Below are 20,879 nucleotides of genomic sequence, written 5' to 3' on the forward strand. Positions count from 1 at the left end.
CCCGTTCTGCGGTGAAATGCCCCCGGCGGCCTCCGCCGGGCACGGGCGACCCGACGTACCCTGGCCGGGTGCGCTGCGGGTACTTCGACGCGGGGGTGTGCCGCTCGTGCACGCTCCTCGCCCAGCCGTACGCCGCGCAGGTCGACGCGCAGGCGGCGCACGTGCGCACGGTGCTCGGCGACCCCGCCGGCGTGCAGTGGCTGCCGACGGTCACCAGCGCGCCGTCCGCGTTCCGCAACAAGGCGAAGATGGTCGTCGCCGGGACCGTCGACGCGCCGACCCTCGGGATCCTCGACGCGCACGGTCACGGGGTGGACCTGCAGGGCTGCCCGCTGTACCCGGCGGCCCTGAGCGCGTCGTTCGCGCCGCTCGCGGCGTTCGTCACCCGGGCGCGGCTGGTGCCCTACGACGTGCCCACCCGCCGCGGCGAGCTCAAGCACGTCCTGGTCACCGTGTCGCCCGACGGTGAGCTCATGGTGCGGTTCGTGCTGCGCAGCACCGAGGCGCTGAGCCGCCTCCGCAAGCACCTACCGTCGCTGCTGGCCGACCTGCCGCGGCTCGTCGTCGCCTCCGTCAACGTGCAGCCGGCGCACGCCGCGGTCCTGGAGGGCGAGCAGGAGATCACGCTCACGGAGCAGCAGACCCTGCGCATGCGCGTGAACGACCTCGACCTGCACCTGCGGCCCCGGGGCTTCTTCCAGACCAACACCGAGGTCGCCGCGGCGCTGTACCGACAGGCCGCCGCCTGGGCCGACGAGGCGCAGGTGGCCTCCGCCTGGGACCTGTACTGCGGCGTCGGCGGCTTCGCGCTGCACCTGGCCCGCCCGGGACGCGCCGTCGTCGGTGTCGAGACGAGCCCCGAGGCCGTCGCGGGCGCCGAGCAGACCGCGCGCGACGCGGCGCTGCCGGGCACGCGCTTCCTCGCCGGCGACGCGACGGCGTTCGCGCTCGCGGCCGGCGACGTCCCGGACCTCGTCGTCGTCAACCCTCCGCGGCGTGGCCTGGGGGAGCCGCTGAGCCGGTGGCTCGAGACCAGCGGGGTGCCGCGCGTCCTGTACTCGTCGTGCCACGCGGGCTCGCTGGCACGCGACCTCGCCCACATGCCGTCGCTGCGCCCGGTGCGCGCGCAGGTCCTCGACATGTTCCCCCACACGCACCACCACGAGGTCCTGACGCTCCTCGAGCGCGCCCCCTGAGCACGGGCGACGCGCCGGCGGTCAGCCGAGGGCCTCGGCCAGGAGGCGGAGGGTCTGCTCGCGGGCCGGGGACGCGTCCGCGGGCGTGCCCCGGGTCGCGCCGGCGACGGGCTGGACCATGATCTCGTCGGTCCCGAGGCGCGCGGCCAGCGCGCGGACCTGGTCCGCGGCGGAGGCCGGGTCGCCGATCACCCACGACTCCGTGAGGGCCGTCAGCAGGTCGCCCGCCGCTGCGGGCAGGGGAGCGTCCTCGGCGTCCTCGACCAGCTCCTGCGGCTCCAGCGTCATGCCGGAGCGCAGCCGCCACATCGTGCGGACCTGCGGCAGGGCGAGGCGGTGGGCCTGCTCGGTCGTGGGGGCGACGGCGACGTTGGCGACCGCGATCGTGCGGGGCTCCGGCACCGACTCCGACGGCACGAACGTCCGGCGGTACAGCGCGACGGCCTCGTCGGTGCCCCGTCCGGCGAAGTGGTGGGCGAAGACGTAGGGCAGCCCGAGCCGGCCGGCCAGCTGCGCGGAGTACGTCGAGGACCCCAGCAGCCACAGCTGCGGCGCGGACACGGCGCGCGGCGTCGCCCGCAGGGCGTACGACGTCGAGCCGACCCGCACGCTCACGCCCTCGGGACGCACCAGCCCCGCGAGCGTCGCGACGTCGTCGTCGAAGGTGTCGACGCCGTCGCCCGTCGACCCGCGGCGCAGGAGGTGGCCCGTGACGGGGTCGGAGCCCGGGGCGCGGCCGATGCCCACGTCGACGCGCCCCGGGTACGCGGCCTCGAGGAGCGCGACCTGCTCGGCGACGACGAGCGGGGAGTGGTTCGGCAGCATCACCCCGCCCGAGCCCACGCGCACCCGGGACGTCGCGGCCGCGACGAGCGCCATGAGCAGCGGTGCGTTGGTGGCGGCCACCGCCGGCATGTTGTGGTGCTCGGCGACCCAGTAGCGCACCGCGCCGACCTCGTCGGCGACGCGGGCGAGCGCCAGGGTCGCGGCGACGGCGTCGGCCGTGGTCTGGTCGGAGCGGACGGGGACGAGGTCGAGCACGGAGATCGCGGTCACCCCGGAGGCAACCCCACCGGCGCACGGGCCATTCCGTCGCGCGCACCGGGTGGCGCCGGCGGCTCCTGCTCGGCTGTCGGACCCCGGGCCTACCGTGGGGGCATGAGCGACGAGCCGTCGGTCCCGCGACCGGTCCCGAGCGCGGTCCCGGCTCCGGGCGGGCTCGTCGGTCCGCTGTGGGTCGTGACCCGCGGCGCCGGGCCCCCGCTCGTGCTGCTGCACGGCAACGGCGAGGACCACCACGTCTTCGACCGGATGGTGCCGACGCTGGGCGTCGGGCGGATGCTCGTCGGGATCGACTCCCGTGCGCACGGTCGCAGCCCGCGGGGCGAGGGACCGCTGCGCATCGCCACGATGGCGGACGACGTCGCGGTCGTGCTCGGGCTGCTGGGTCTGCCCGCGGCCGACGTGCTCGGCTTCTCCGACGGGGGGAACGTCGCCCTGGAGCTCGCCCTGCGGCACCCGGGCCGGGTCCGGCGGCTGGTCGTCGTCGGGGCCAACCTGTTCCCCGAGGGGATGACGGCCGGGACGCTGAGGACGGCGCGGGCCGCGGACGCCGTCATCAGCGCCCTCGCGCGGGTCGTGCCGCCGCTGCGGGTGGCCGCGGAGCGGGTCGCGCTCATGGTCGACGACCCGTGCCTGGACCCCGCGGACCTGGCGCGCGTCGCGGTCCCGACCCTCGTCGTCGCGGGCGAGCGCGACATCATCCGCCCCGCCCACACGCGACTGATCGTCGAGTCGATCCCGGGCGCGCGCGGCGCCGTCGTGGCGGGTGCGGGCCACATGCTGCCGCGTCAGGAGCCGCACCGGCTCGCGGCGCTGGTCAGCGAGTTCCTCGCCGATCCCCGCGACGCGTGAGCCGTCCGGGCGAACGAGCGGGTTAAACCTGCGGGAATCGGGCGAAAACGTGACACAGCGGGCGTCCAGGTCGCTACTGTGCGCGCCATGTCCACACTCTTCGCGGTCCCGATCACCGACGCCGAGGCCGCCGCCGCAGCGGGCGGTGCCCTCCTGTTCATGGTCGTCGGCCTCATCGGCTACATCGTCTCGTCGCTCGGCCTCATGGGCGTCTTCAGCAAGGCCGGCAAGCCCGGCTGGGCGGCCTTCGTCCCGGTCTACAACCTCATCGTCCTGCTCGAGGTCGTGGGCCGGCCGATCTGGTGGCTCGTGCTGTTCCTCGTCCCCGGGGTCAACGTCATCGCGACCATCATCGTCATGAACGACCTGTCGAAGTCCTTCGGCCACGAGGCCGGCTTCACCGTGGGCCTCGTCCTGCTGACGGTGGTGTTCCTGTGGATCCTGTGGCTCGGGTCCAGCACCTACCGCGGCCCGGCCGCCCTCACGCCGAGCGCGCCCGGCGCCGCGTACGCCGGCTGACCCGTCCGTCCACCTCCGGCCCGGTCGCCCCGCGGGGGCGACCGGGCCGACCCGTTCCCGGCGTCAGGCGGCGACGAGCCCGCCCCCCACCCAGGCGCGGATCGCCGCGGCATCGCCGTTCGTCAGCTCCATGCGCGCTCCGCGGCACAGGCCGATGACGTTGTCCGCCCACCCGCGCGCGACGAGCTCCGGGGTCGGCTTGCCGTCCAGGGACAGGCCCGTGTAGAGCACGCCCGAGATGACGAAGTTGATGGTGGACCGCCCGACCTTCGCGCCGGACTGCTGGCACGCCTCGTGCACCCGGCGCGACGTCGCGACCCGGTCGAACGGGTGCGCGGCGACGTCCGCCGCGAGCGTCTTGAGCACGACGCGGTACTGCGCCTGGCTCAGGCCCGGCGTGTCGGTCACCGCGATGACCTGACGCTGCAGCTCGTTGGGGGCGGTGTCCGCCACCGCACCCGGCAGGTCCGCCTCACCGAAGCGCTGCGGGTCCCACACGTGACCCGGCGGGCGCGTGGAGACGTCCAGGTCCGGCAGCGCGCGGGCGAGCCACGCGGTGAAGCCTCCGGTACCCGCCCACTGCGAGGGCGCGAGCGAGGGGTCCGCGGTCTGCGCGACCTGGGCTGCCGCCCCCAGCGGCAGGGGGGCGTCCGCGGTCCGGACCGCGCGGCGCACCGCGCGCCGCGCCCGGGCCTCCGCCTCGTCGACGATGCGCTCGGTGACGCGTGCGCGCGTCGTGCGCGGCGCCGCCGTCGTGGCCTCCTCCGGTGCCTCGGCGGCCGGCTCCGACGGTGCGTCCGACGTCACGGCGGCCGGCGCCGTGCCCGCCCGGGTCGCCCGCCGCGAGCGTCCCGTCCGCGTCGTCGCCGGAGCCGGCTCGGCCGCGGGCGCGCCCGGAGCGGCGGCAGCGCTCACGACGGCGACCGGCTCGGGCTCGGGCGCCACGGGCTCGGCGGGCGGGTCGGCCACGAACGTGGAGGCGGTCTGCGTCACCAGGTCGGCCAACGCGTCCGCGCCGATGACGGTGTCGGCCACCGAGCGGTACGCGGAGGCGGCGGGCGAGGCCGTGATGATGGTCACGCGACGGTCGTCGGCGCGGCACCGCTGGGCGAGCGGGGTGAAGTCGGCGTCGGCGGAGACGATGACGAACTCGTCGTAGCGGGTCGTGGCGGCCAGCGCGTCGACCGCGTCGAGCACGAGGTTGATGTCGGCGCTGGACTTGCCCTGCTGCGTGAGGGACGGGCAGTCGACGACGGTGAAGCCCGCGCGCGTGAAGTTGGGGCGGAACCTCGAGTACACCGACGGGTTGAGGTAGCAGGCGCGGACCAGGAACCGGCGCGTGAGGTCCCCGTCGACGTCGGAGCCCTGACCCAGCTCCGAGAGCCAGTGGGCGGGGTCGGTCGCGAACGCCTCCGCCGCCTGCGGGTCGAGCCGCGCGAGGCCGATGTAGACGTTGTCGAAGTCGACGAACAGCGCGGAACGCAGCCGGCGGGTGGGCTCGGGGGTGATGGTCACCCCCCCATCCTGCCGTGCCCGCACCGCCGTGCGTCGGTAGCCTGCCCCCGAGGTGGGTGTGGATCACGAGGGGGGCCGGTGCGCGGGCAGGACGTCGGGCGAGGGCCCTGGGTCTGGACGAGGTCGCGGTGACGACTCCGACGACCCTGCCGACGGCCGCGTACGCCGTCGACCCGGACGGGGCCGCCCCGCAGCAGACGACGGAGGCGCCCACGCCGACGCCGTCCGTGACCGCGGCGCCCACGACGCCGGCCCCGACCCCGACACCGACCCCCGCGCCGACACCCGCCGTGACCACGGCACCGGTCCCACCCCCCGCCGAGGTCACCCCGGACCCGACGCCCCAGGCCACGACGGAGCCGACGCCCGCGCCGGTGCCCACGGTGCCGAGCGCGGTCCCCACCCCCAGCCCCACGACCACGTCCGAGGCGCTGGTGCCGGTGTGGCCGTCGCGCCCGGCCGTCGTGGAGTCCGCGGTGCCCTGGGGGATGGTCCTGGTGGCCGCCCTCGTCCTGGTCCTGGCGGCGACCGGGCTGGGCTGGTGGTGGCGGCGGGCCGCGGCCGCAGGCGCTGGTGACGTCGCGCCGGGTGACGACGCGGCGCCGACCGGCGGCGACCCGGACGCGCCGACCGGCGGCGACCCGGACGCGCCGACCGTCGTGCTGCCGGCGACGGCGGGGGACGCGGCGACCGCGGTGCTGCCGCGCACCTCGCCGGACGGGGACACGGCGGCCGACGTCACCGCGCTCAGCGCCCACGCGGACGCGACCGTGCGGTTCCTCGTCCGGCTCGGCGAGGCGATGATCGACACGGGCTCGCCGATCGTCCAGGTCAACTCCACACTGCAGCGGGTCGCGGCCGTGAACGGCCTGCCCGAGGCCGCGGTGGTGACGTTCCCGACCGCCCTCATCGTCTCGGTCCCGCAGCACGACACCGTCCAGACGGCAGTGACCACCGCGGGCAGCCGCGCGCTGCGCCTCGACCAGGTGGCCGACGTGCTCGATCTCGCCCACGCCGCGTCGCGTGGCGACGTGCGCCCGCGCGACGGGCTGCAGGCGCTCACCGCGATCGTCCTGTCCGACCCGGTGTCGTCGACCGCGCGCCGCGCGGCCGGGTACGTCGCGGTGGCCGCCGGGCTGTCGCTCGTCCTGGGCGGGGGCTGGCTCGACGTGCTGGTCGCCGCGGTCCTCGGGGGCCTGGTGGCGGCCGTGACGACCGCGACGCGACGCGTCCCGGCCGTGTACCAGGGGCTCCTGGTGGCGCTGTGCGCGTTCCTCGTCGCCGTGCCCGTGCTGCTGCTCGTGCGCACGGGCTGGCCCGTCGGCCTGCTGGCGCCGCTCGTGGCACCCCTGGTGACCTTCCTGCCGGGAGCGCTGCTGACCACGGGGGTCATCGACCTCGCGACGCGGCAGATGATCGCCGGCTCGTCGCGGCTCGCGGCCGGCGTCATGCAGCTCGTCCTGCTGGCGCTCGGCATCACCGCCGCCGCCGGCCTGGTGGGCGTGCCGGCGGCCGACGTCGGGACGGCGAGCACCGGCCAGCCGTTGGGCTGGGCCGGACCGTGGCTGGGCGTGCTCGTCTACGCGGTGGGTGTGGTGCTGCACAACGACGCGCATCGGGGCGCGCTGCCGTGGATCACCCTCGTGCTGGTCGTCGCGTACGCCGGGCAGGTCCTCGGTGGCGTGCTGTTCGGTGCCGTCGTGTCCTCGTTCGTCGGCGCACTGGCGATGACACCGGTGGCGATGCTCGCCGCGGCGCGGCGCGGTGGCCCGCCCTTCCTCGTGACGTTCCTGCCGGGGTTCTGGGTGCTGGTCCCCGGTGCCCTCGGGCTCGTCGGGGTCACCTCGGCGCTCGGCCGCTCGACGGACCAGGCCCTGACGACCATCGTCACCACGGGGGTGTCGATGGTCGCCATCAGCCTCGGCGTGCTCGCCGGGCTCGCGCTGGGCGGCGGGGTGCAGCGTCGGCTGGCACCGGACGCGCCGCGGATCGTGTGAGCCCGGCGCCTCAGGACGAGACGTCGGCCGTCGTGAACCGGGCCCACGCGAGGGCGCCGAACACCGCGACCCAGCCGGCCTGCACCGCCAGACCCTGCGCGAGCACGTCGGCGGACGGCACGACCCGCAGCATCTCCGCGAAGTCGAACCAGTGGTGCGTCAGCAGCGCCGGGTGGATCACCGCGACCTGGGGCAGCTGGTCCAGGACGCTCGAGACGACCGCCACGACGACCGTCGCCGCCATCGCCCCGACCGGCACCTCGGTGAGCGTCGAGAAGAACAGCCCGACGGCGACCAGGCCCGTCATCGACAGCCCGACGTACACCACGACACCGGCGACGCGCAGGACGCCGTCGGCGAGCGGGACGGTCGTGCCGGACAGCAGCGTGAGGTCCCCGACGCCGAAGAGCGCGGCGCCCGCCACCAGCCCGACCACCGCGATCGCGAGCACCGCGGCCCCGGCGAACACCAGCGCGCCGAGCGCCTTCACGGCCAGCAGCCGACCCCGCGCCACGGGCACGACGAGCAGGTAGCGCAGCGTGCCGGTCGACGCCTCGCCGGCGATCGCGTCGCCCGAGGCGATCCCAATGGTCAGCGGCAGCAGGAACGGGGTGCACAGGAACAGGGACGCCACGACGAGGAACAGCCCGTTGCCGGTGACGCGGGCCACGAACGGCGGACCCTGCCCGGCCAGCCCGGCGTCCTGCGCGAGGTAGAGGACGACGCCCAGCAGCAGCGGCACCATCGCCAGCCCGACGAGGAGCACGACGTTGCGCCGGCGCCCCAGGACGAGCGCGAGCTCGGACCGCACGAGGCGCCCCGTCGCGCCGCGGTGGTGGACCGGCGCGGTGTCAGCGAGCGACATCGAAGCCCTCCCCGGTGAGCTCCACGAAGACCTGCTCGAGGGAGGGCCGGCGCACGTCGAACGCGAGCAGTCCGACGCCGGCACGCACGAGCGCCCCGGCGACGTCCTGCGGCGCCGGCAGCGCGCTCGCGGGTTCCCCGGCCACGTCGTCGGCCAGGGCGGCCGACACCGTCACCGTGCCGTCCGCCGCCACCGGCTCGGCAGTGGCGTCCGCGAGGCCCAGGCGCCGCAGCTCGGCCAGCGCCGCCGGGCCGTCCGCCTGCGGCGTGCGCACGACCACGCGTGACCCGCGGCGCGCGGTGAGCTGGTCGCGCGGGCCCTGCAGCAGCAGCCGGCCGCCCCCCATGATCCCGACGTGGGTGCACACCTGCTCGATCTCGGCGAGCAGGTGCGAGGACACCAGAACGGTGGTCCCCGCGTCGGCGAGCTCGCGCACCAGGTGGCGGACCTCGCGCGTGCCCTGCGGGTCCAGGCCGTTGGTCGGCTCGTCGAGCACCAGGAGGTCGCGCGGGCGCAGCAGCGCCGCCGCCAGGCCGAGACGCTGCTTCATGCCCAGGGAGTACTGCCGGTAGCGCTTGTCGGCGGCGGCGCCGAGCCCCACGCGGTCGAGTGCCGCGTCCGAGCGGGCACGCGCGGTCCGCGGGTCGGCCGACGCGTCGACCGCGTCGAGCCGGGCGAGGTTGGCACGGCCCGACAGGTACGGCTGGAAGGCCGGTCCCTCGACGAGCGCACCCACGCGCGGCAGCACCCGGGACGCCGCCTGCGGCATCGGCTCGCCCAGCAGGTGCACCTGCCCGGCGGTGGGTGCGACCAGCCCCAGCAGCATGCGGATCGTCGTGGTCTTGCCCGAGCCGTTGGGGCCGAGGAACCCGTAGACGGCGCCGCGCGGCACCGCCAGGTCGATGCCGTCGACCGCGACCTGACCCGTGCGGAACCGCTTGGTCAGGCCGTGGGTGCGGATCGCGTCGTCGCTCACGGGACCAGCCTGCGCCACCTCGGGCGCCGGTGCGGGGGCGGCCGCCGTGGCGGTCGCCCCCGGCGCCGTGGTCACGCCCGGGCCGCCGCGCGCAGTGCGTCCACGGGCACCGCGCCGACCAGGACCCGGCCGTCGTCGAGGACGAGCACCGACAGCAGCGTCGAGGACAGGGCGCGACCGCCCTCGACGGGGCTCGTCAGCTGCTCGTACAGCGCGGCCGTGTCGAGGTCGATCGGCGGGCCGTCGCCCTCGGGGGCGAACTGCTCGTAGAGCTCCTGCGCGCCCTCGGACCCGAACTGCTTGTCGACCCGGGGGAGGTCCGCGACCGCGGCGGGGTCGCCCGCCAGCAGCGCGGCCGCGTCGACGCCGGACAGCTGGACGATCGTGTCCCACCCGGTGCCGGTGACGGTGACACCCTCGGGCAGCGGGACCTCGGACGGGTCGGTCGGCAGCGACGTGGGCAGGTCGTCCGGAGCGGCCTGCGCGAGCGACGCGTCGTCGGGCAGCGGCACGAGGACCTCCCGCACGGCGGCACCCGGGGGCGGGGAGAAGGTCAGGACGGCGTCGTCGGGGACCGCGAACGTCACGTCGGTGAACCCGAGCTCGAGCGCGGGCGTCGCCGCGTCGTCGCTGCTCCACACCTGCACCCGCAGGGGCGTCCAGGTCTGCGCGTCGACGGCCACGACCACGCGGCCCACGAGCGTGGTGGTGCTGCGCGGCGTCACGACCACCTGGTACGCGTCGCGCCCGGCCACCGTCGTGGCCGCGTCGACGCCGACCGTCGCGTGCTCCTGGGCACGGTCCAGCGCCTGGCGTCCCAGCTCGTCGGGCGTCGGGAGGTCCGCGGGCGGCGTCGCCGTGGCCTTCAGCTCCTGCGCGCGCGCCGCGTCCTGCGGGGACATCGCGTAGTGCACGACCTCGTCGTCGGACGACGAGTACGTCCACGCCTGCGTGCCGTCCGCGACGACCGAGTACTCCGACGCCGTGCCGAGCAGCGAGACGCGCGAGCGCTGCTCGCCGTCCGTCCACACCCGCAGCGTCGTCGAGCCGCCGAGCAGGCTCACCGGGTCGGCGCCCGCGACCTGCGTCATCGACAGGTCCGGCAGCCCGAGACGCGCGGTGTGCACGACCGTGCCGGACAGCGCCTGCGGCTCGGCCTCCAGGACGCGTGCCACCAGCTCCTCGGCCGTGACCTCCGGGAGCCCGTCCGGGGCGGCCGAGGCGAGCAGCGGCGGAGCGGCGAACGCCGCGGCGACGGCGACCACGGCTGCTGCCGGGACGGCCCAGGCGGCGCGGGTCCGCGACCTGGTGGGCGAGACGGGGGTGGTGTCCATGGACCTACCGTGCCCCGGCCCGGCTGAGCGGACCCTGAGAGACCGCCCGTGCGGCCCGGCGCCTGCGCACCGCGGCGGGTGGGATGCTGCCGGGGTGCGGGTGCTCGTGGTCGACGACGAGGTCGGGCTCGTGCGCGCCCTGCGCCGCGGGCTGACCGCCGAGGGCTTCGCGGTCGACGCCGCGCACGACGGGGAGACGGGCCTGGCGATGGCCGTCGACGGCGAGTACGACGTGCTCGTCGTCGACGTCATGCTGCCGCGCCGCAACGGCTACGACGTCGTGACCGCGCTGCGCGCGCAGGACGTGTGGACGCCGGTGCTCATGCTGTCCGCCAAGGACGGGGAGCACGACGTCGCCGACGGGCTCGACGTGGGTGCGGACGACTACCTCACCAAGCCGTTCTCGTTCGTGGTGCTCGTCGCGCGGCTGCGGGCGCTCGTGCGGCGGCCGGTCGCCCCCCGCCCGGCCGCGCTGCGCGCCGGTGCGCTCACGCTCGACCCGGCGTCGCGCGAGGTGACGCGCGACGGGCGGGTCGTCGAGCTCACCGTGCGCGAGACGGCCCTGCTGGAGTACCTGCTGCGGCACGCCGGACGGGTCGTCGGCAAGATCGAGCTGCTGGACCACGTGTTCGACACGGGCGGGGAGGACCCGAACGTCGTCGAGGTCTACGTCGGGTACCTGCGGCGCAAGCTCGGGCGCGACGCGGTCGTCACGGTGCGCGGCGCCGGGTACCGCGTGGGGACCGTGTGAGCGGCGTCCCGCCCGCGCGGCCACCTCGCCCGGGCCGCCCGTGGCGCTCACCGTCCCTGCGGGCGCGCCTGACGCTGGTGGCGACGCTCGCCGTCGCCGCGGTCCTGGTGGCCGGGGCCGTCGCGCTGTCCGCCGCGCTCGGGACGGCCCGCACCGCGGCGCTCGACGACGTGGTGCGGGAGCGCTCGGCGACCCTCGCCGCGCTCGTCGCCGACGACCGCGTGCCCGACGCGCTGCCCGTGTCCCAGCCCGGTGAGGTCGCGCAGCTCCTCGACGCGGACGGCGGGGTGCTCGCGACGTCGACCACCGCGTCGCGCACGCTGCCCGTCGTCGACGCCGCCACCCTCGCCGCGTGGCGCGAGCGCGCGGGCCGCGACGTCCTCGTGCTCGGCACGGACGCCAGCGCCTACGACCAGGTGGCGCGCGCCGCCGTCCGTGACGTCACCTGGCGCGGCACCCCGGCGACGCTGGTGAGCACCGTGCCGGCGACCGACGTCGTGGGCGTGCTGGACGCCCTGCGCGTGGCGCTCCTGCTGGTCGTGCCCCTGCTGACGGCCGGCTTCGCCCTCGTCATGTGGACCGTGCTGGGCCGGGCTCTCGCGCCGGTCGAGCACCTGCGGGCCGCGGCGGACCGCGTCGCGCTCGCCGGCGGCCCCGGCTCGCTGCCCGTGCCGGCCGCGGACGACGAGCTCGGCGCGCTGGCCCGCACGCTCAACGCCATGCTCGACCGCCTCGAGGTCGCCGCCGCGCGGCAGCGGACGTTCGTCGCCGATGCCGCGCACGAGCTGCGCTCGCCGGTCGCGGCCGCCCGGGCCGCCGTCGAGGTCGCCGCGGCGCATCCGGCGGCGTACCCCGTGGCGGACCTGGTGGCGGACCTCGCCCCCCAGGTCGCGCGCATGCAGACGCTCGTCGACGACCTGCTGGTCCTCGCGCGCGTCGGTGCGGCCGCCGTGACGCCCGGGCCCGTGGACCTCGGCCGGGTCGTCGCCGACGCGGTGGCGTCGGTGGCCGCCGAGGCCGAGGCGCGCGACGTGCGCGTCGTCGTCGACGGCACCGCGACCGCGTCCGGCACCCCCGAGGCGGTCGGCCGGGTGGTGCGCAACCTGGTGGCCAACGCGGTGCGGCACGCGCGCGGCGTCGTGGACGTGCGCGCGGACGGGACGGGAGGCGGGGCGGGGGGCGTGCGGGTGGTCGTGGACGACGACGGGCGCGGCATCCCTCCCGCCGACCGGGAGCGGGTGTTCGAGCGGTTCGTGCGGCTGGACGAGGCGCGCGAGCGCGACGCCGGCGGTGCGGGGCTCGGACTGGCGATCGCGCGGGAGGTCGCCCGCGAGCTCGGCGGGGACGTGCGGATCGAGCAGGCGCCGGGCGGCGGCACGCGCGCGGTCCTCGAGCTCCCGGGGCGGTGAGGGCAGCCGCGCGGCCCGTGGCCGCCCGGCCGTGGGCCTGCGGGCGGCGCCGACCCGTGAAACGATTCCGGGGCGGCTCCTGACCCGGAGGCCGGGCGACAGGAGGATGCATGGCGCTGACCGTCCGCGAGCCGCGCCCGGAGCGCGGCACGGTGGTCGGGGCCCAGCGGTGGCGGATCGACGGTGTGGCCCTGCGGACGTGGACCGTCCAGGACCCGGTGGTCGACGAGGTGCCGCTCGCGGACCGCCGCGACTTCGTGCTCGTGCACGGGCTCGGGGCGTCGTCGGCCACCTTCGAGCGCCTCGCCCCGCACCTGGCCCGCGTGGGCACCGTGCACCTGGTCGACCTGCCGGGATTCGCCCGGGTGCCGCGCCCGTCCGGCGGCCTGGAGGTCGCCGACCTGGCGCGCGTCGTGACGGGCTGGGCCGAGCGCGCCGGGGTGCAGGGGGCGACGTTCGTCGGGCACTCGATGGGCGCGCAGGTGGTCGCCGAGGCGCTGGCAGCGTCACCCGACCTCGCCTCCCACGGGGTCCTCGTGGGACCGACCGTCGACGAGCGCGCGCCCACGGCCGGGCGGCAGATGCTGCGGCTGGCCCGCAGCGGCCTGGCCGAGTCCGCCGCCGTCCGGGCGGTCCTGGTGCGCGGGACGCTGGAGTGCGGCCCCCGCTGGTACGTCACCGAGCTGCGCCGCATGCTGCGTCACGACGTGGCCGCACGGGTGCGGGCGGTCGAGGCCCCGCTGCTGATGGTGCGCGGCGAGCACGACCACGTCGCCCCGGCCGCGTGGGTGGCCGGGCTCGCTGCCACGGCGCCGCGGGGACGCGCCGCCACGGTGCCCGGAGCGGCGCACGCCGCCATGTACACGCACGGCCGTGAGGTCGCCGACCTGGTGCTGGCGCACGTCGCGGGATGACGGCGCGGGGGACCGGTGGGGCAGCCGGTGCTGGGGGCGGTCGGGCGGGTCGCGTGCGCCGTCGGCTGCAGCAAGGGGTCGCGTGGGCGCGGGACTACGCATGGATCACCGCCGCCCAGCTGGCGGCGACGGTGCGTCCGCCGCGCCCGGACTCGCTGGCGACCGGCGAGCGGGTGCCCGTGCTGCTGCTGCCCGGCATCTACGAGACGTGGCCGGTCATGGGCGGGCTGGCGCGGGCGCTGCACGCCGCCGGTCACCCGGTGCACACCGTGCCGGCGCTCGGGCTCAACCGGCGCGGGCTCGAGGAGTCCGCGCGGTCCGCGGCCGAGCGGCTGACCGAGCTCGACCTGCGGGACGTCGTGCTCGTCGCGCACTCCAAGGGCGGCCTGATCGGCAAGCTCCTGCTCGCCGACCCGGTCGTCGGACCGCGCGTCGCCGGGCTCGTCGCCGTCAGCACCCCGTTCGCGGGGTCGGTGTACGCGCGGTGGTTCCCGGTGCGGTCCGTGCGCGCGCTGGCACCCCACGACCCGCACGTCGTGGCGCTCGCGCGCGAGGTGGCCTCGCACGCCCGCATCTGGTCCCTCTACGCGCGGTTCGACCCGCACGTGCCCGGGGGCAGCGAGCTGCCCGGCGCGGTCAACGTCCTGCTGCCCCTCGACGGGCACTTCCGGCTGCTGGACGACCCGCGGCTGCACGCCGCGGTCCTCGACGCCGTGGCGCACCTCGCGTCCGACGGCCGGGAGCGCCCGGCTCTCTGACGTGGTGTCAGTGGTGGCCCGGCACGGCGGCCCCGGCCGGGGCGGCGCGCACCGCGAACGCGGCGAGGATCGCCGGGAGCGTGAGCACCCCGCCGACCAGGAACGCCGCGTGCACGCCGCCGGCCGTCGCGGCCACCTCGGACGCGCCGTCCGCGGCGAGACCGGCCGCGGTGGCGGACAGCACGGTGACGAACACGGCCGTCCCGGCGGCGCCGGCGACCTGCTGGACGGTGCCGATCACGGCGCTGCCGTGCGAGTAGCGCTCGGGGGCGACGGAGCCGAGGGCCGAGGTGAACAGCGGCGTGAACACCAGGGCCAGGCCGGCCGACATCGTCAGGTGCGCCGCGACCAGCAGCCAGGGCGACGTCTGGGCGCCCAGCAGCAGGGCCATGCCCCACGCGGCGAGGCTGACGAGCACGGTGCCGGGGACCAGCAGCGGACGCGGGCCGACCCGGTCGTAGGCGCGGCCGACGGCCGGTGCGAGCAGGCCCATGAGCAGCCCGCCGGGCAGCAGCATGAGGCCCGTGCGCAGCGTGTCGACGCCGAGCACCGTCTGCGCGTAGATCGGCAGCATGATGATGACGCCGAACAGCGACATCATCATGAGGGCCATCAGCCCGACGCCGACCGCGAACGTGCGGGAGCGGAACGTGCGCAGGTCCAGCAGGGCGTCGTCCGTGCGCTGCAGCCGCAGCTGGCGGGCGACGAACAGCGTGAGACCGGTCGCGCCGAGCAGCAGGGCACCGAGCGTCACCGGCTCGACCCCGCCGCTCACGGCCTCGCCGATGCGGGACATGCCGAACACGAGCCCGCCGAACGCGACGGCGGACAGCAGCACCGAGACGACGTCGACGCGCGCGCGGCGCGTCTCGGTGACGTTCGGCAGCCGTACGGCACCCAGCGCGAGGGCACCGAGGGCGACGGGCAGGACGAGCCCGAACATCCAGCGCCAGTCGAGCACCGACAGGATCAGCCCGGAGATCGTCGGTCCCAGCGCGGGCGCCACCGAGATGACGATCGAGATGTTGCCCATGGTGCGTCCGCGGGACGCGGGCGGGGTCACCGTCATCACGGTCGTCATGAGCAGCGGCAGCATCACGGCGGTGCCGGTGGCCTGCACGACGCGCCCGGCGAGGAGCATCTCGAAGCCGGGCGACAGCGCGCACACCAGCGTGCCGAGCGAGAACAGGCCCATGGCCGTGAGGAACGCGCCGCGCGTCGTGGTGCGCTGCAGGAAGAACCCGGTGACCGGGATGACGACGGCCATCGTCAGCAGGAACGCGGTGGTCAGCCACTGGGCGGTGCTCGCCGTGATGGCCAGGTCGTCCATGAGGCGCGGCAGCGCGACGCCCATGATCGTCTCGTTGAGGATGACGACGAACGTCGAGACGAGCAGCAGCGTGACGGCGAGCCGGTCGCGTGCCGTCATCGAGGTCGCGGTGCGGTGCTCGCCGGCGACGACGGTGGCGTCGTCGACGATCGTGGTCGGGGCAGTCGGTTCGGTCACGGGTCGCCTGTCGCTGTCGGGCCCACGAGGGGCGGGGGCGCGGTCGGGCCGCACCCGACGGGAGGGTGGTCGGCTCGCGCCCACGAGGAAGTCTCCGACGCCAACCGCGTGCAGGTCGACGTCATTCCGGCCACCCGTACCGACCAGGCGACGTGCCCGGACTCATCGCCCTACCCGCACCCGTCGTGGCCGGTGCCGGCGGCCGCGCGAGGTCAGACGGTCGCGAGCACCGCGTCGAGCAGTCCCAGCACCACCGTCGCCGAGCGCTCGGCGGCGTCGTCGACGTGCGCGCTGAAGTCCACGCCCGCGATCGGCCCGCACAGGTCGGAGATGCCGCGCACCGACAGGAACGGCAGCCCGGCCAGGTGCGCGGTGTGGGCCAGCGCCGTCGACTCCATGTCGCACGCCAGCGCGTCGGGGAACGCCTCGCGCAGGGCGACGACCCGCTCCGCGTCGACGAACACGTCGCTCGACAGGATCGTGCCCGTCCGGACCGTCAGCGGGCCCGCGTCGACGTCGGCCGCCGCGGCGAGCAGGGCCGGGTCGGCGTCGAAGCGCGCCGGCATGCCGGGCACCTGGCCGAGCGCGTAGCCGAACACCCGCGCGTCGGCGGCACCGTAGACGGTCGTGGCACCGACCACGACGTCGCCCACGCGCACGTCGAGACCCATGCCGCCCGCGGACCCGGCGCTGAGCACCGCCCGCGCGCCCGACCCGTGCAGCGCGAGGGTCGCGGCCGACGCGGCGTTGACGAGGCCGATGCCGCAGGTCACCAGCAGGACGCGCGGGCCACCCAGGTCGAGGACGCGGCGGCGTGCGCCGACGAGCTCGACCTCGTCACCGACGCGCGACGCGCGGTCGAGGAACGGCGACGCCTCGACACCCATCGCGGTGACGACCACGGCGTCGACGCGCGCTCCGGGCGCGGCGGAGAGCTCGGCGCTCACGCGGTCACCGTGCTCCACTCGTCGCGCGCGTCGAGGAAGGTGCGGGCGACGTCCTGCGCGCCGACGAGCGTGTGGTGCGCGCCCCAGCCGCACTGCACCTCGTTGGCCGCGGGCACCTCGGCCGCACCGAGGATGTCGGTGAGCGTCGCGGCCACCAGGTCCTCCACCTCCGCGGACGTCCAGCGGCCCTCGAGCATGAGGTAGAAGCCCGTCTGGCAGCCCATGGGCGAGAAGTCGAGGACGCGCCCGGAGTGGTTGCGCGAGTGCTCGGCGAACAGGTGCTCCAGCGAGTGCACGGCGTCCATCTCGAGGTGCGCCACGTTCGGCTGCGTGAACCTCACGTCGAACTTCGACAGGACGTCCCCGTGGGGGAGCTCCTTGAGGTCCGCGAGCCGGATGTACGGCGCGACGACGGTGCGGTGGTCCAGGTTGAACGACTCGACGTTCATGCGCGGTGTGTCCACGGGACCAGTGTGCGGCATCGGAGCGGGCAGCCGTCAGTGCGCCCGCAGCTCGACGAGCACGCGCGGCAGCTGGTCCAGCAGCTCGCGGGCCAGGTACCCGTGCGGTCCCACCGCGGCGGCGAGCCGGTCGCCCGCACCGCCGTGGGCGGCGACACCGAAGCACGCGGCCTGCGCGGGCGTCGCCCCCCGGGCCAGCAGCCCGGCCACGGCACCGGCCAGGACGTCACCGCTGCCGGACGTGCCGAGCCCGGAGTAGCCGGTCGACGACCGCCAGCGCTGCCCGTGGGGCTCCGCGACGACGCCCGAGCACGCCACCACGACCCCGAACGCGTCGGCGATCCGGGCGGCCACCGGCTGCTCGGCGTCGTCGTGCCCCTCGGGCGCGCCGTCGAGGTCGTCGTCCAGCAGGCGCGCGGCCTCGGTCGTGTTCGGGGTGAGCACCGCACGGCCCGGCAGCGCGGCCCGCACGTCGGGCGCGTCGCGCAGCACGCCCAGCGCGAACGCGTCGAGCACCAGCCGGGTGGTCGTCGGGGTCCCGGCGACGACGGCCCGCAGCAGCGCCAGCGTCCCGGCGGGCGCGTCGAGTCCCGGCCCGACGACCACGACGTCCGCGCGCTCGAGCTCGTCGGCCAGGGCGTCACCCGGCCCGTCCACCGCGCCGTCGTCGCCCTCCGGCAGCGCGAGGACCCCGGCCTCGGGCACCGCGACGGCCAGGGGCCCGGCCACCGACGCCGCGACGCCGAGCGTCAGCCGTCCGGCACCGACGCGCAGCGCCGCCAGCCCGGCCAGCAGCACCCCGCCCGGGGTGGCGCGCGCCCCGCCGAGCACGAGGACGCCGCCGCGCGCGTCCTTGCCGCCGGTCGGCTCGGGCAGGGGGTGCTCGCGCAGCAGCGCGGGGGTCAGGACGTGCTCAGCCACCGGTGTCCGCCGTCCCCTCGTGCTCGGTGATCGCGGCGTCGAGGGCCGCGAGGTGGGAGACGTCGTCGAAGACGACGAGCCGCCAGCCGTCCTGCACCCGGTCCAGGCGCGTGACCGAGACGTTGCGCACGCTCTGCTCGCGGGCCACGGTCATGATCTCGTCCTCGGTCAGCTCCTCGAGGACGTACCGCAGCAGCATGACCACCGCGTCGTGGACGACGACGAGCACCCGCCGCCCCGCGTCGCGCCGCTGCAGGTCGCCCAGGGCGGCGCGCAGGCGCAGGGCCACGTCGGCCCACGACTCGCCGCCCGGCGGCCGGTGGTACATCTTGCCGAGGTGGCGGCGCCGCTCGGCCTCCTCGGGGTACCGGTCCAGCACGCCCCGCCACGTCAGGCGGTCCAGGATCCCCAGCTCGCGGTCCCGCAGACGCTCGTCCTGCCGCAGCGGCAGGTCGGTGCCGGCCGCGTCGAGGGCGATGCGGGCGGTCTCGAGGGTCCGCACGTAGGGGGAGCACCACACGACCTCGGGACGCTCGTCGGGCGGCAGCGCCGCCAGCCAGGCCCCGAGCGCGGCGGCCTGCTCGCGGCCGCGCTCCGAGAGCGGGGTGTCGGCGTCCCGCGTGGCCACGTCGACGACCAGCGCGCCCTCGCGCTCCGCGCGGGTCGCGGCGACGTTGCCGACGCTCTCGCCGTGCCGGACGAGCACCAGGCTCGTGGGTGCGGTGGCCGACGCGGTCACCGGCGGTCGCGCTCCTCGAGCGCCGGCAGGATCGTCGTGGGGATCGCGAAGGCCAGCCCGAACGCGAGGATCCCGCCCGTGACGAGCCACGGCCCCGTCGAGCCGTTGGCGTCGAAGCCGAGGGTCAGCAGCACGAACGACCCGAGGAACAGCAGGAGGCACAGCAGGCCCGTCGCGGCGCGCGACGGGGCCTCCGGCGCGGCGTCGGTCGTGGGTGCGGTGTCGTCGTGCGGCATGGGTCTCCTCCTGGGTCGGACGGGGCTGCGACCAGTATCGCCGCACGGCGCGGCGGGGGCACGTCCGCCTCGCTGCCCGGACGCCGCGGCGGGCGGGGCGCGCCGGCGCACGGCGTCAGCGCAGGGGCAGCGCGCGACGTCCTCGCGGTCCGTAGGCCGGCAGCTGCCCGCGGTGGGCGAGCTCGAGCAGCACGATCACCCGCTGGCGGTGCCCCTGCCAGGGGGCGAGGAGCCGGAGCATGCCCGCGTCGTCGGCGCGCCGCCCGGTCAGCGCCCAGCCCACGAGGTGGGGGAGGTGCGCGTCGCCCACCTGCACGGCGTCCGGGTCGCCCAGCGCACGGGACGTGACCTCGGCCACCGTCCACGGCCCGATGCCGCGCACGGTGAGCAGCCGGCGTGCGAGCTCCGCGGGCGCCAGGTCGTCCCGCAGGGCGTGGGCGACCGTGGCGGCGCGGCGCACGGTGTCGGAGCGCTGCGCGTCCACCCCCGCCGCGCGCCACTGCCACACGGGCAGCTCCCACCACACCCGCGGCGGGGGCGCGACGTGCAGCCCGCCGGGCGCGGGCCCGGGTGCCGGTGCCCCGTGCCGCAGGACGAGCCGGCGCCACGACGCCTTCGCGTCGACCCCGACCACCCGCTGCTCCAGGACCGCGGTGACGACGGCCGACCAGACGTCACCGCCGCGCGCCAGGCGCACGCCGCCGTGCGTGCGGTGGGCGCGTGCCACGACGGGGTGCAGGTGCGCGGCGAAGCCGGTCGCGTCGTCGAGCAGGCCGAGCAGCGCCGGTGCGTCGTCCAGGGCGCGGGCCGCGGCCGCCCCCCACGCGTCGACGCGGACGCCGCCGGGCACCGGTCGCAGCCGCAGCGTGGCCGGGTCCTCGCCCCGGCGCGTCGCGTGCCAGACGTCCGCGCCGTCCCCCGACCACGTCGGGTCGCCGGCGCCGCGGCGCAGGCGTCCCAGCGTCCGGCGCAGGTCCAGCCCCGGCGGGCACGCGACGACGACGTGCGCGTCACCCGTCGGGCCCGGGCCGGTGGTGGTCACCGCTCCAGGATGCACCCGGCCACCGACCGCGCGGCGCCGGCCCGACCCTCAGGTGCCCGCGACGTGGGCGCGAGGTGCCGGGCCGCGCACCACGCGGCACACTGTCGGCCGATGGACGCGCGAGGAGGTGCCGCCGGAGGTCGCCTCGACGTGCGCCGCGACGGCCCGGTGCTGCGGGTCGTCCTGGGCGGCGCCGTCGACCTGGTCGTCCGGGAGCGCGACGCGCCGGCGCTGTGGCCGGCGCTCGACGACGCCGGGCTGTCGGCCGTGGAGGTCGACGCAGGTGCCGTCACGTTCCTGGACTCCACGGGGATGTCCGTGCTGGTGCGGCTCGCCCGGGACGTCGCCGAGCGGGGCCTGCCGCTGCGGCTGGTGGCGGTGAGCCCGCGCGTCGAGGAGCTGCTCGAGCACACGGGCGTGCGGGAGTGGATGGCGACGATCGACGGCGAGCGCGGCGCGCGCTGACGCGCGGCCGCGTGTCGCCGGGTTCAGTGCCCGCGCAGCCGCTCGATCGCGCGGCGGTCGCGCTTGGTGGGCCGGCCCGCCCCGCGGTCGCGCTGCGCGGCGACCGCGACCTGCGTGCGCGGCGGCGGGACGGGGGACCGGTCGAGGTAGGAGGCCTGCGCGACCTCGGCCGACACCCGCTTGACGAGCAGCCGCTGCACGACGACCAGCCGCTCGCGGGCACCCCCGCGGACCTGCACCTCGTCGCCGGGGACCACCTGGGTGGCGGGCTTGGCACGGTCCCCGTTGACCCGCACGTGCCCGGCCCGGCACGCCGCACCGGCGGCCGACCGGGTCGGGAACAGGCGGACCGCCCACGTCCAGGCGTCGACGCGCACGCGTCCCTGCGGCTCGGCCACCGCGCCACCTCCCGT

The 20,879-nt window shown here is 76.8% G+C and carries 22 protein-coding genes; 9 read left to right on the forward strand and 13 right to left on the reverse strand.

The genetic code is table 11. The features are described 5' to 3' along the window. The first annotated feature begins 68 nt into the window (after window positions 1–68). A complete protein-coding gene (gene rlmC / locus Cph01nite_RS00105) occupies window positions 69–1,196 on the forward strand; it encodes a 23S rRNA (uracil(747)-C(5))-methyltransferase RlmC (RefSeq protein WP_203670332.1) in 1,128 nt (375 codons plus the stop codon). 21 nt (window positions 1,197–1,217) lie between these two features. Here the strand turns inward: rlmC and Cph01nite_RS00110 are convergent, their stop codons facing one another. Then, window positions 1,218–2,252, reverse strand: coding sequence for an LLM class flavin-dependent oxidoreductase (locus Cph01nite_RS00110; protein ID WP_203670333.1), 1,035 nt, complete (start codon window positions 2,250–2,252; stop codon window positions 1,218–1,220). 102 nt (window positions 2,253–2,354) lie between these two features. On the opposite strand from Cph01nite_RS00110, the gene Cph01nite_RS00115 reads away from it, so the two are divergent. Then, window positions 2,355–3,110 (forward strand): alpha/beta fold hydrolase, encoded by a 756-nt coding sequence (locus Cph01nite_RS00115; RefSeq protein ID WP_203670334.1) that lies wholly within the window; start codon window positions 2,355–2,357, stop codon window positions 3,108–3,110. Window positions 3,111–3,197: 87 nt separating this feature from the next. Beyond that, complete coding sequence (locus Cph01nite_RS00120; RefSeq protein ID WP_203670335.1) at window positions 3,198–3,629, forward strand: DUF5684 domain-containing protein; 432 nt, start codon at window positions 3,198–3,200, stop codon at window positions 3,627–3,629. Between the two features lie 63 nt (window positions 3,630–3,692). On the opposite strand, the gene Cph01nite_RS00125 is transcribed toward Cph01nite_RS00120, so the two are convergent. Continuing rightward, the gene (locus Cph01nite_RS00125) at window positions 3,693–5,144 is read right to left on the reverse strand and encodes an NYN domain-containing protein (RefSeq protein ID WP_203670336.1); all 1,452 of its coding nucleotides are present in this window, start codon (window positions 5,142–5,144) and stop codon (window positions 3,693–3,695) included. 128 nt (window positions 5,145–5,272) lie between these two features. Here Cph01nite_RS00125 and Cph01nite_RS00130 point away from each other — a divergent pair, with 128 nt between their 5' ends. Next, entirely contained in the window at window positions 5,273–7,141 is a 1,869-nt protein-coding gene (locus Cph01nite_RS00130; protein ID WP_203670337.1) for a threonine/serine exporter family protein, read from the forward strand. A gap of 10 nt (window positions 7,142–7,151) precedes the next feature. Here the strand turns inward: Cph01nite_RS00130 and Cph01nite_RS00135 are convergent, their stop codons facing one another. From Cph01nite_RS00135 to Cph01nite_RS00145, 3 genes are all read right to left on the reverse strand, one after another. Then, window positions 7,152–8,006, reverse strand: coding sequence for an ABC transporter permease (locus Cph01nite_RS00135; RefSeq protein ID WP_203670338.1), 855 nt, complete (start codon window positions 8,004–8,006; stop codon window positions 7,152–7,154). After that, complete coding sequence (locus Cph01nite_RS00140; RefSeq protein ID WP_239068928.1) at window positions 7,993–8,982, reverse strand: ABC transporter ATP-binding protein; 990 nt, start codon at window positions 8,980–8,982, stop codon at window positions 7,993–7,995. Before Cph01nite_RS00140 ends, Cph01nite_RS00135 begins: the two co-directional genes overlap by 14 nt. A 71-nt stretch (window positions 8,983–9,053) precedes the next feature. Further along, the gene (locus tag Cph01nite_RS00145; protein ID WP_203670340.1) at window positions 9,054–10,316 is read right to left on the reverse strand and encodes a LolA family protein; all 1,263 of its coding nucleotides are present in this window, start codon (window positions 10,314–10,316) and stop codon (window positions 9,054–9,056) included. 94 nt (window positions 10,317–10,410) lie between these two features. Here Cph01nite_RS00145 and Cph01nite_RS00150 point away from each other — a divergent pair, with 94 nt between their 5' ends. The 4 genes from Cph01nite_RS00150 to Cph01nite_RS00165 all read left to right on the forward strand — a co-directional run bounded on the left by Cph01nite_RS00150 (window position 10,411) and on the right by Cph01nite_RS00165 (window position 14,148). Continuing rightward, on the forward strand, window positions 10,411–11,067 hold the full coding sequence (locus tag Cph01nite_RS00150; RefSeq protein ID WP_203670341.1) for a response regulator transcription factor: 657 nt from the start codon (window positions 10,411–10,413) through the stop codon (window positions 11,065–11,067). Window positions 11,068–11,144: 77 nt separating this feature from the next. After that, window positions 11,145–12,476, forward strand: a complete 1,332-nt coding sequence (locus Cph01nite_RS00155; RefSeq protein ID WP_239068929.1) for a HAMP domain-containing sensor histidine kinase — start codon at window positions 11,145–11,147, stop codon at window positions 12,474–12,476. Between the two features lie 110 nt (window positions 12,477–12,586). After that, a complete protein-coding gene (locus Cph01nite_RS00160; RefSeq protein WP_203670343.1) occupies window positions 12,587–13,390 on the forward strand; it encodes an alpha/beta fold hydrolase in 804 nt (267 codons plus the stop codon). 53 nt (window positions 13,391–13,443) lie between these two features. Further along, window positions 13,444–14,148 (forward strand): esterase/lipase family protein, encoded by a 705-nt coding sequence (locus Cph01nite_RS00165; RefSeq protein ID WP_203670344.1) that lies wholly within the window; start codon window positions 13,444–13,446, stop codon window positions 14,146–14,148. A 7-nt stretch (window positions 14,149–14,155) separates the two neighbouring features. Here Cph01nite_RS00165 and Cph01nite_RS00170 read toward each other — a convergent pair whose 3' ends face one another. From Cph01nite_RS00170 to Cph01nite_RS00200, 7 genes are all read right to left on the reverse strand, one after another. Further along, on the reverse strand, window positions 14,156–15,655 hold the full coding sequence (locus Cph01nite_RS00170) for an MDR family MFS transporter (RefSeq protein ID WP_373307523.1): 1,500 nt from the start codon (window positions 15,653–15,655) through the stop codon (window positions 14,156–14,158). Between the two features lie 212 nt (window positions 15,656–15,867). Continuing rightward, window positions 15,868–16,602: a 5'-methylthioadenosine/S-adenosylhomocysteine nucleosidase gene (mtnN, locus tag Cph01nite_RS00175; protein ID WP_203670345.1), complete on the reverse strand. Its 735-nt coding sequence runs from the start codon at window positions 16,600–16,602 to the stop codon at window positions 15,868–15,870. Next, window positions 16,599–17,051, reverse strand: coding sequence for an S-ribosylhomocysteine lyase (locus Cph01nite_RS00180; RefSeq protein WP_203670637.1), 453 nt, complete (start codon window positions 17,049–17,051; stop codon window positions 16,599–16,601). The genes mtnN and Cph01nite_RS00180 overlap by 4 nt, the downstream gene beginning before the upstream one ends. 48 nt (window positions 17,052–17,099) lie before the next feature. Beyond that, complete coding sequence (locus Cph01nite_RS00185) at window positions 17,100–17,984, reverse strand: NAD(P)H-hydrate dehydratase (RefSeq protein WP_203670346.1); 885 nt, start codon at window positions 17,982–17,984, stop codon at window positions 17,100–17,102. Beyond that, window positions 17,977–18,723 carry a histidine phosphatase family protein gene (locus tag Cph01nite_RS00190; RefSeq protein WP_203670347.1) on the reverse strand — a complete coding sequence of 249 codons (747 nt, stop codon included), beginning with the start codon at window positions 18,721–18,723 and terminating at the stop codon, window positions 17,977–17,979. The genes Cph01nite_RS00185 and Cph01nite_RS00190 overlap by 8 nt, the downstream gene beginning before the upstream one ends. Continuing rightward, on the reverse strand, window positions 18,720–18,959 hold the full coding sequence (locus Cph01nite_RS00195) for a hypothetical protein (protein ID WP_203670348.1): 240 nt from the start codon (window positions 18,957–18,959) through the stop codon (window positions 18,720–18,722). The genes Cph01nite_RS00190 and Cph01nite_RS00195 overlap by 4 nt, the downstream gene beginning before the upstream one ends. Before the next feature lie 115 nt (window positions 18,960–19,074). Next, window positions 19,075–20,001 (reverse strand): DNA-3-methyladenine glycosylase family protein, encoded by a 927-nt coding sequence (locus Cph01nite_RS00200; RefSeq protein WP_239068930.1) that lies wholly within the window; start codon window positions 19,999–20,001, stop codon window positions 19,075–19,077. Window positions 20,002–20,112: 111 nt separating this feature from the next. Here Cph01nite_RS00200 and Cph01nite_RS00205 point away from each other — a divergent pair, with 111 nt between their 5' ends. Next, a complete protein-coding gene (locus Cph01nite_RS00205) occupies window positions 20,113–20,466 on the forward strand; it encodes an STAS domain-containing protein (RefSeq protein WP_203670350.1) in 354 nt (117 codons plus the stop codon). Between the two features lie 23 nt (window positions 20,467–20,489). Here the strand turns inward: Cph01nite_RS00205 and Cph01nite_RS00210 are convergent, their stop codons facing one another. Continuing rightward, window positions 20,490–20,864, reverse strand: coding sequence for an RNA-binding S4 domain-containing protein (locus tag Cph01nite_RS00210; protein ID WP_203670351.1), 375 nt, complete (start codon window positions 20,862–20,864; stop codon window positions 20,490–20,492). Window positions 20,865–20,879: the final 15 nt, after the last annotated feature.

The sequence above is a fragment of the Cellulomonas phragmiteti genome (assembly GCF_016862775.1).
In the GTDB taxonomy this organism is placed as follows: Bacteria; Actinomycetota; Actinomycetes; order Actinomycetales; family Cellulomonadaceae; genus Cellulomonas; species Cellulomonas phragmiteti.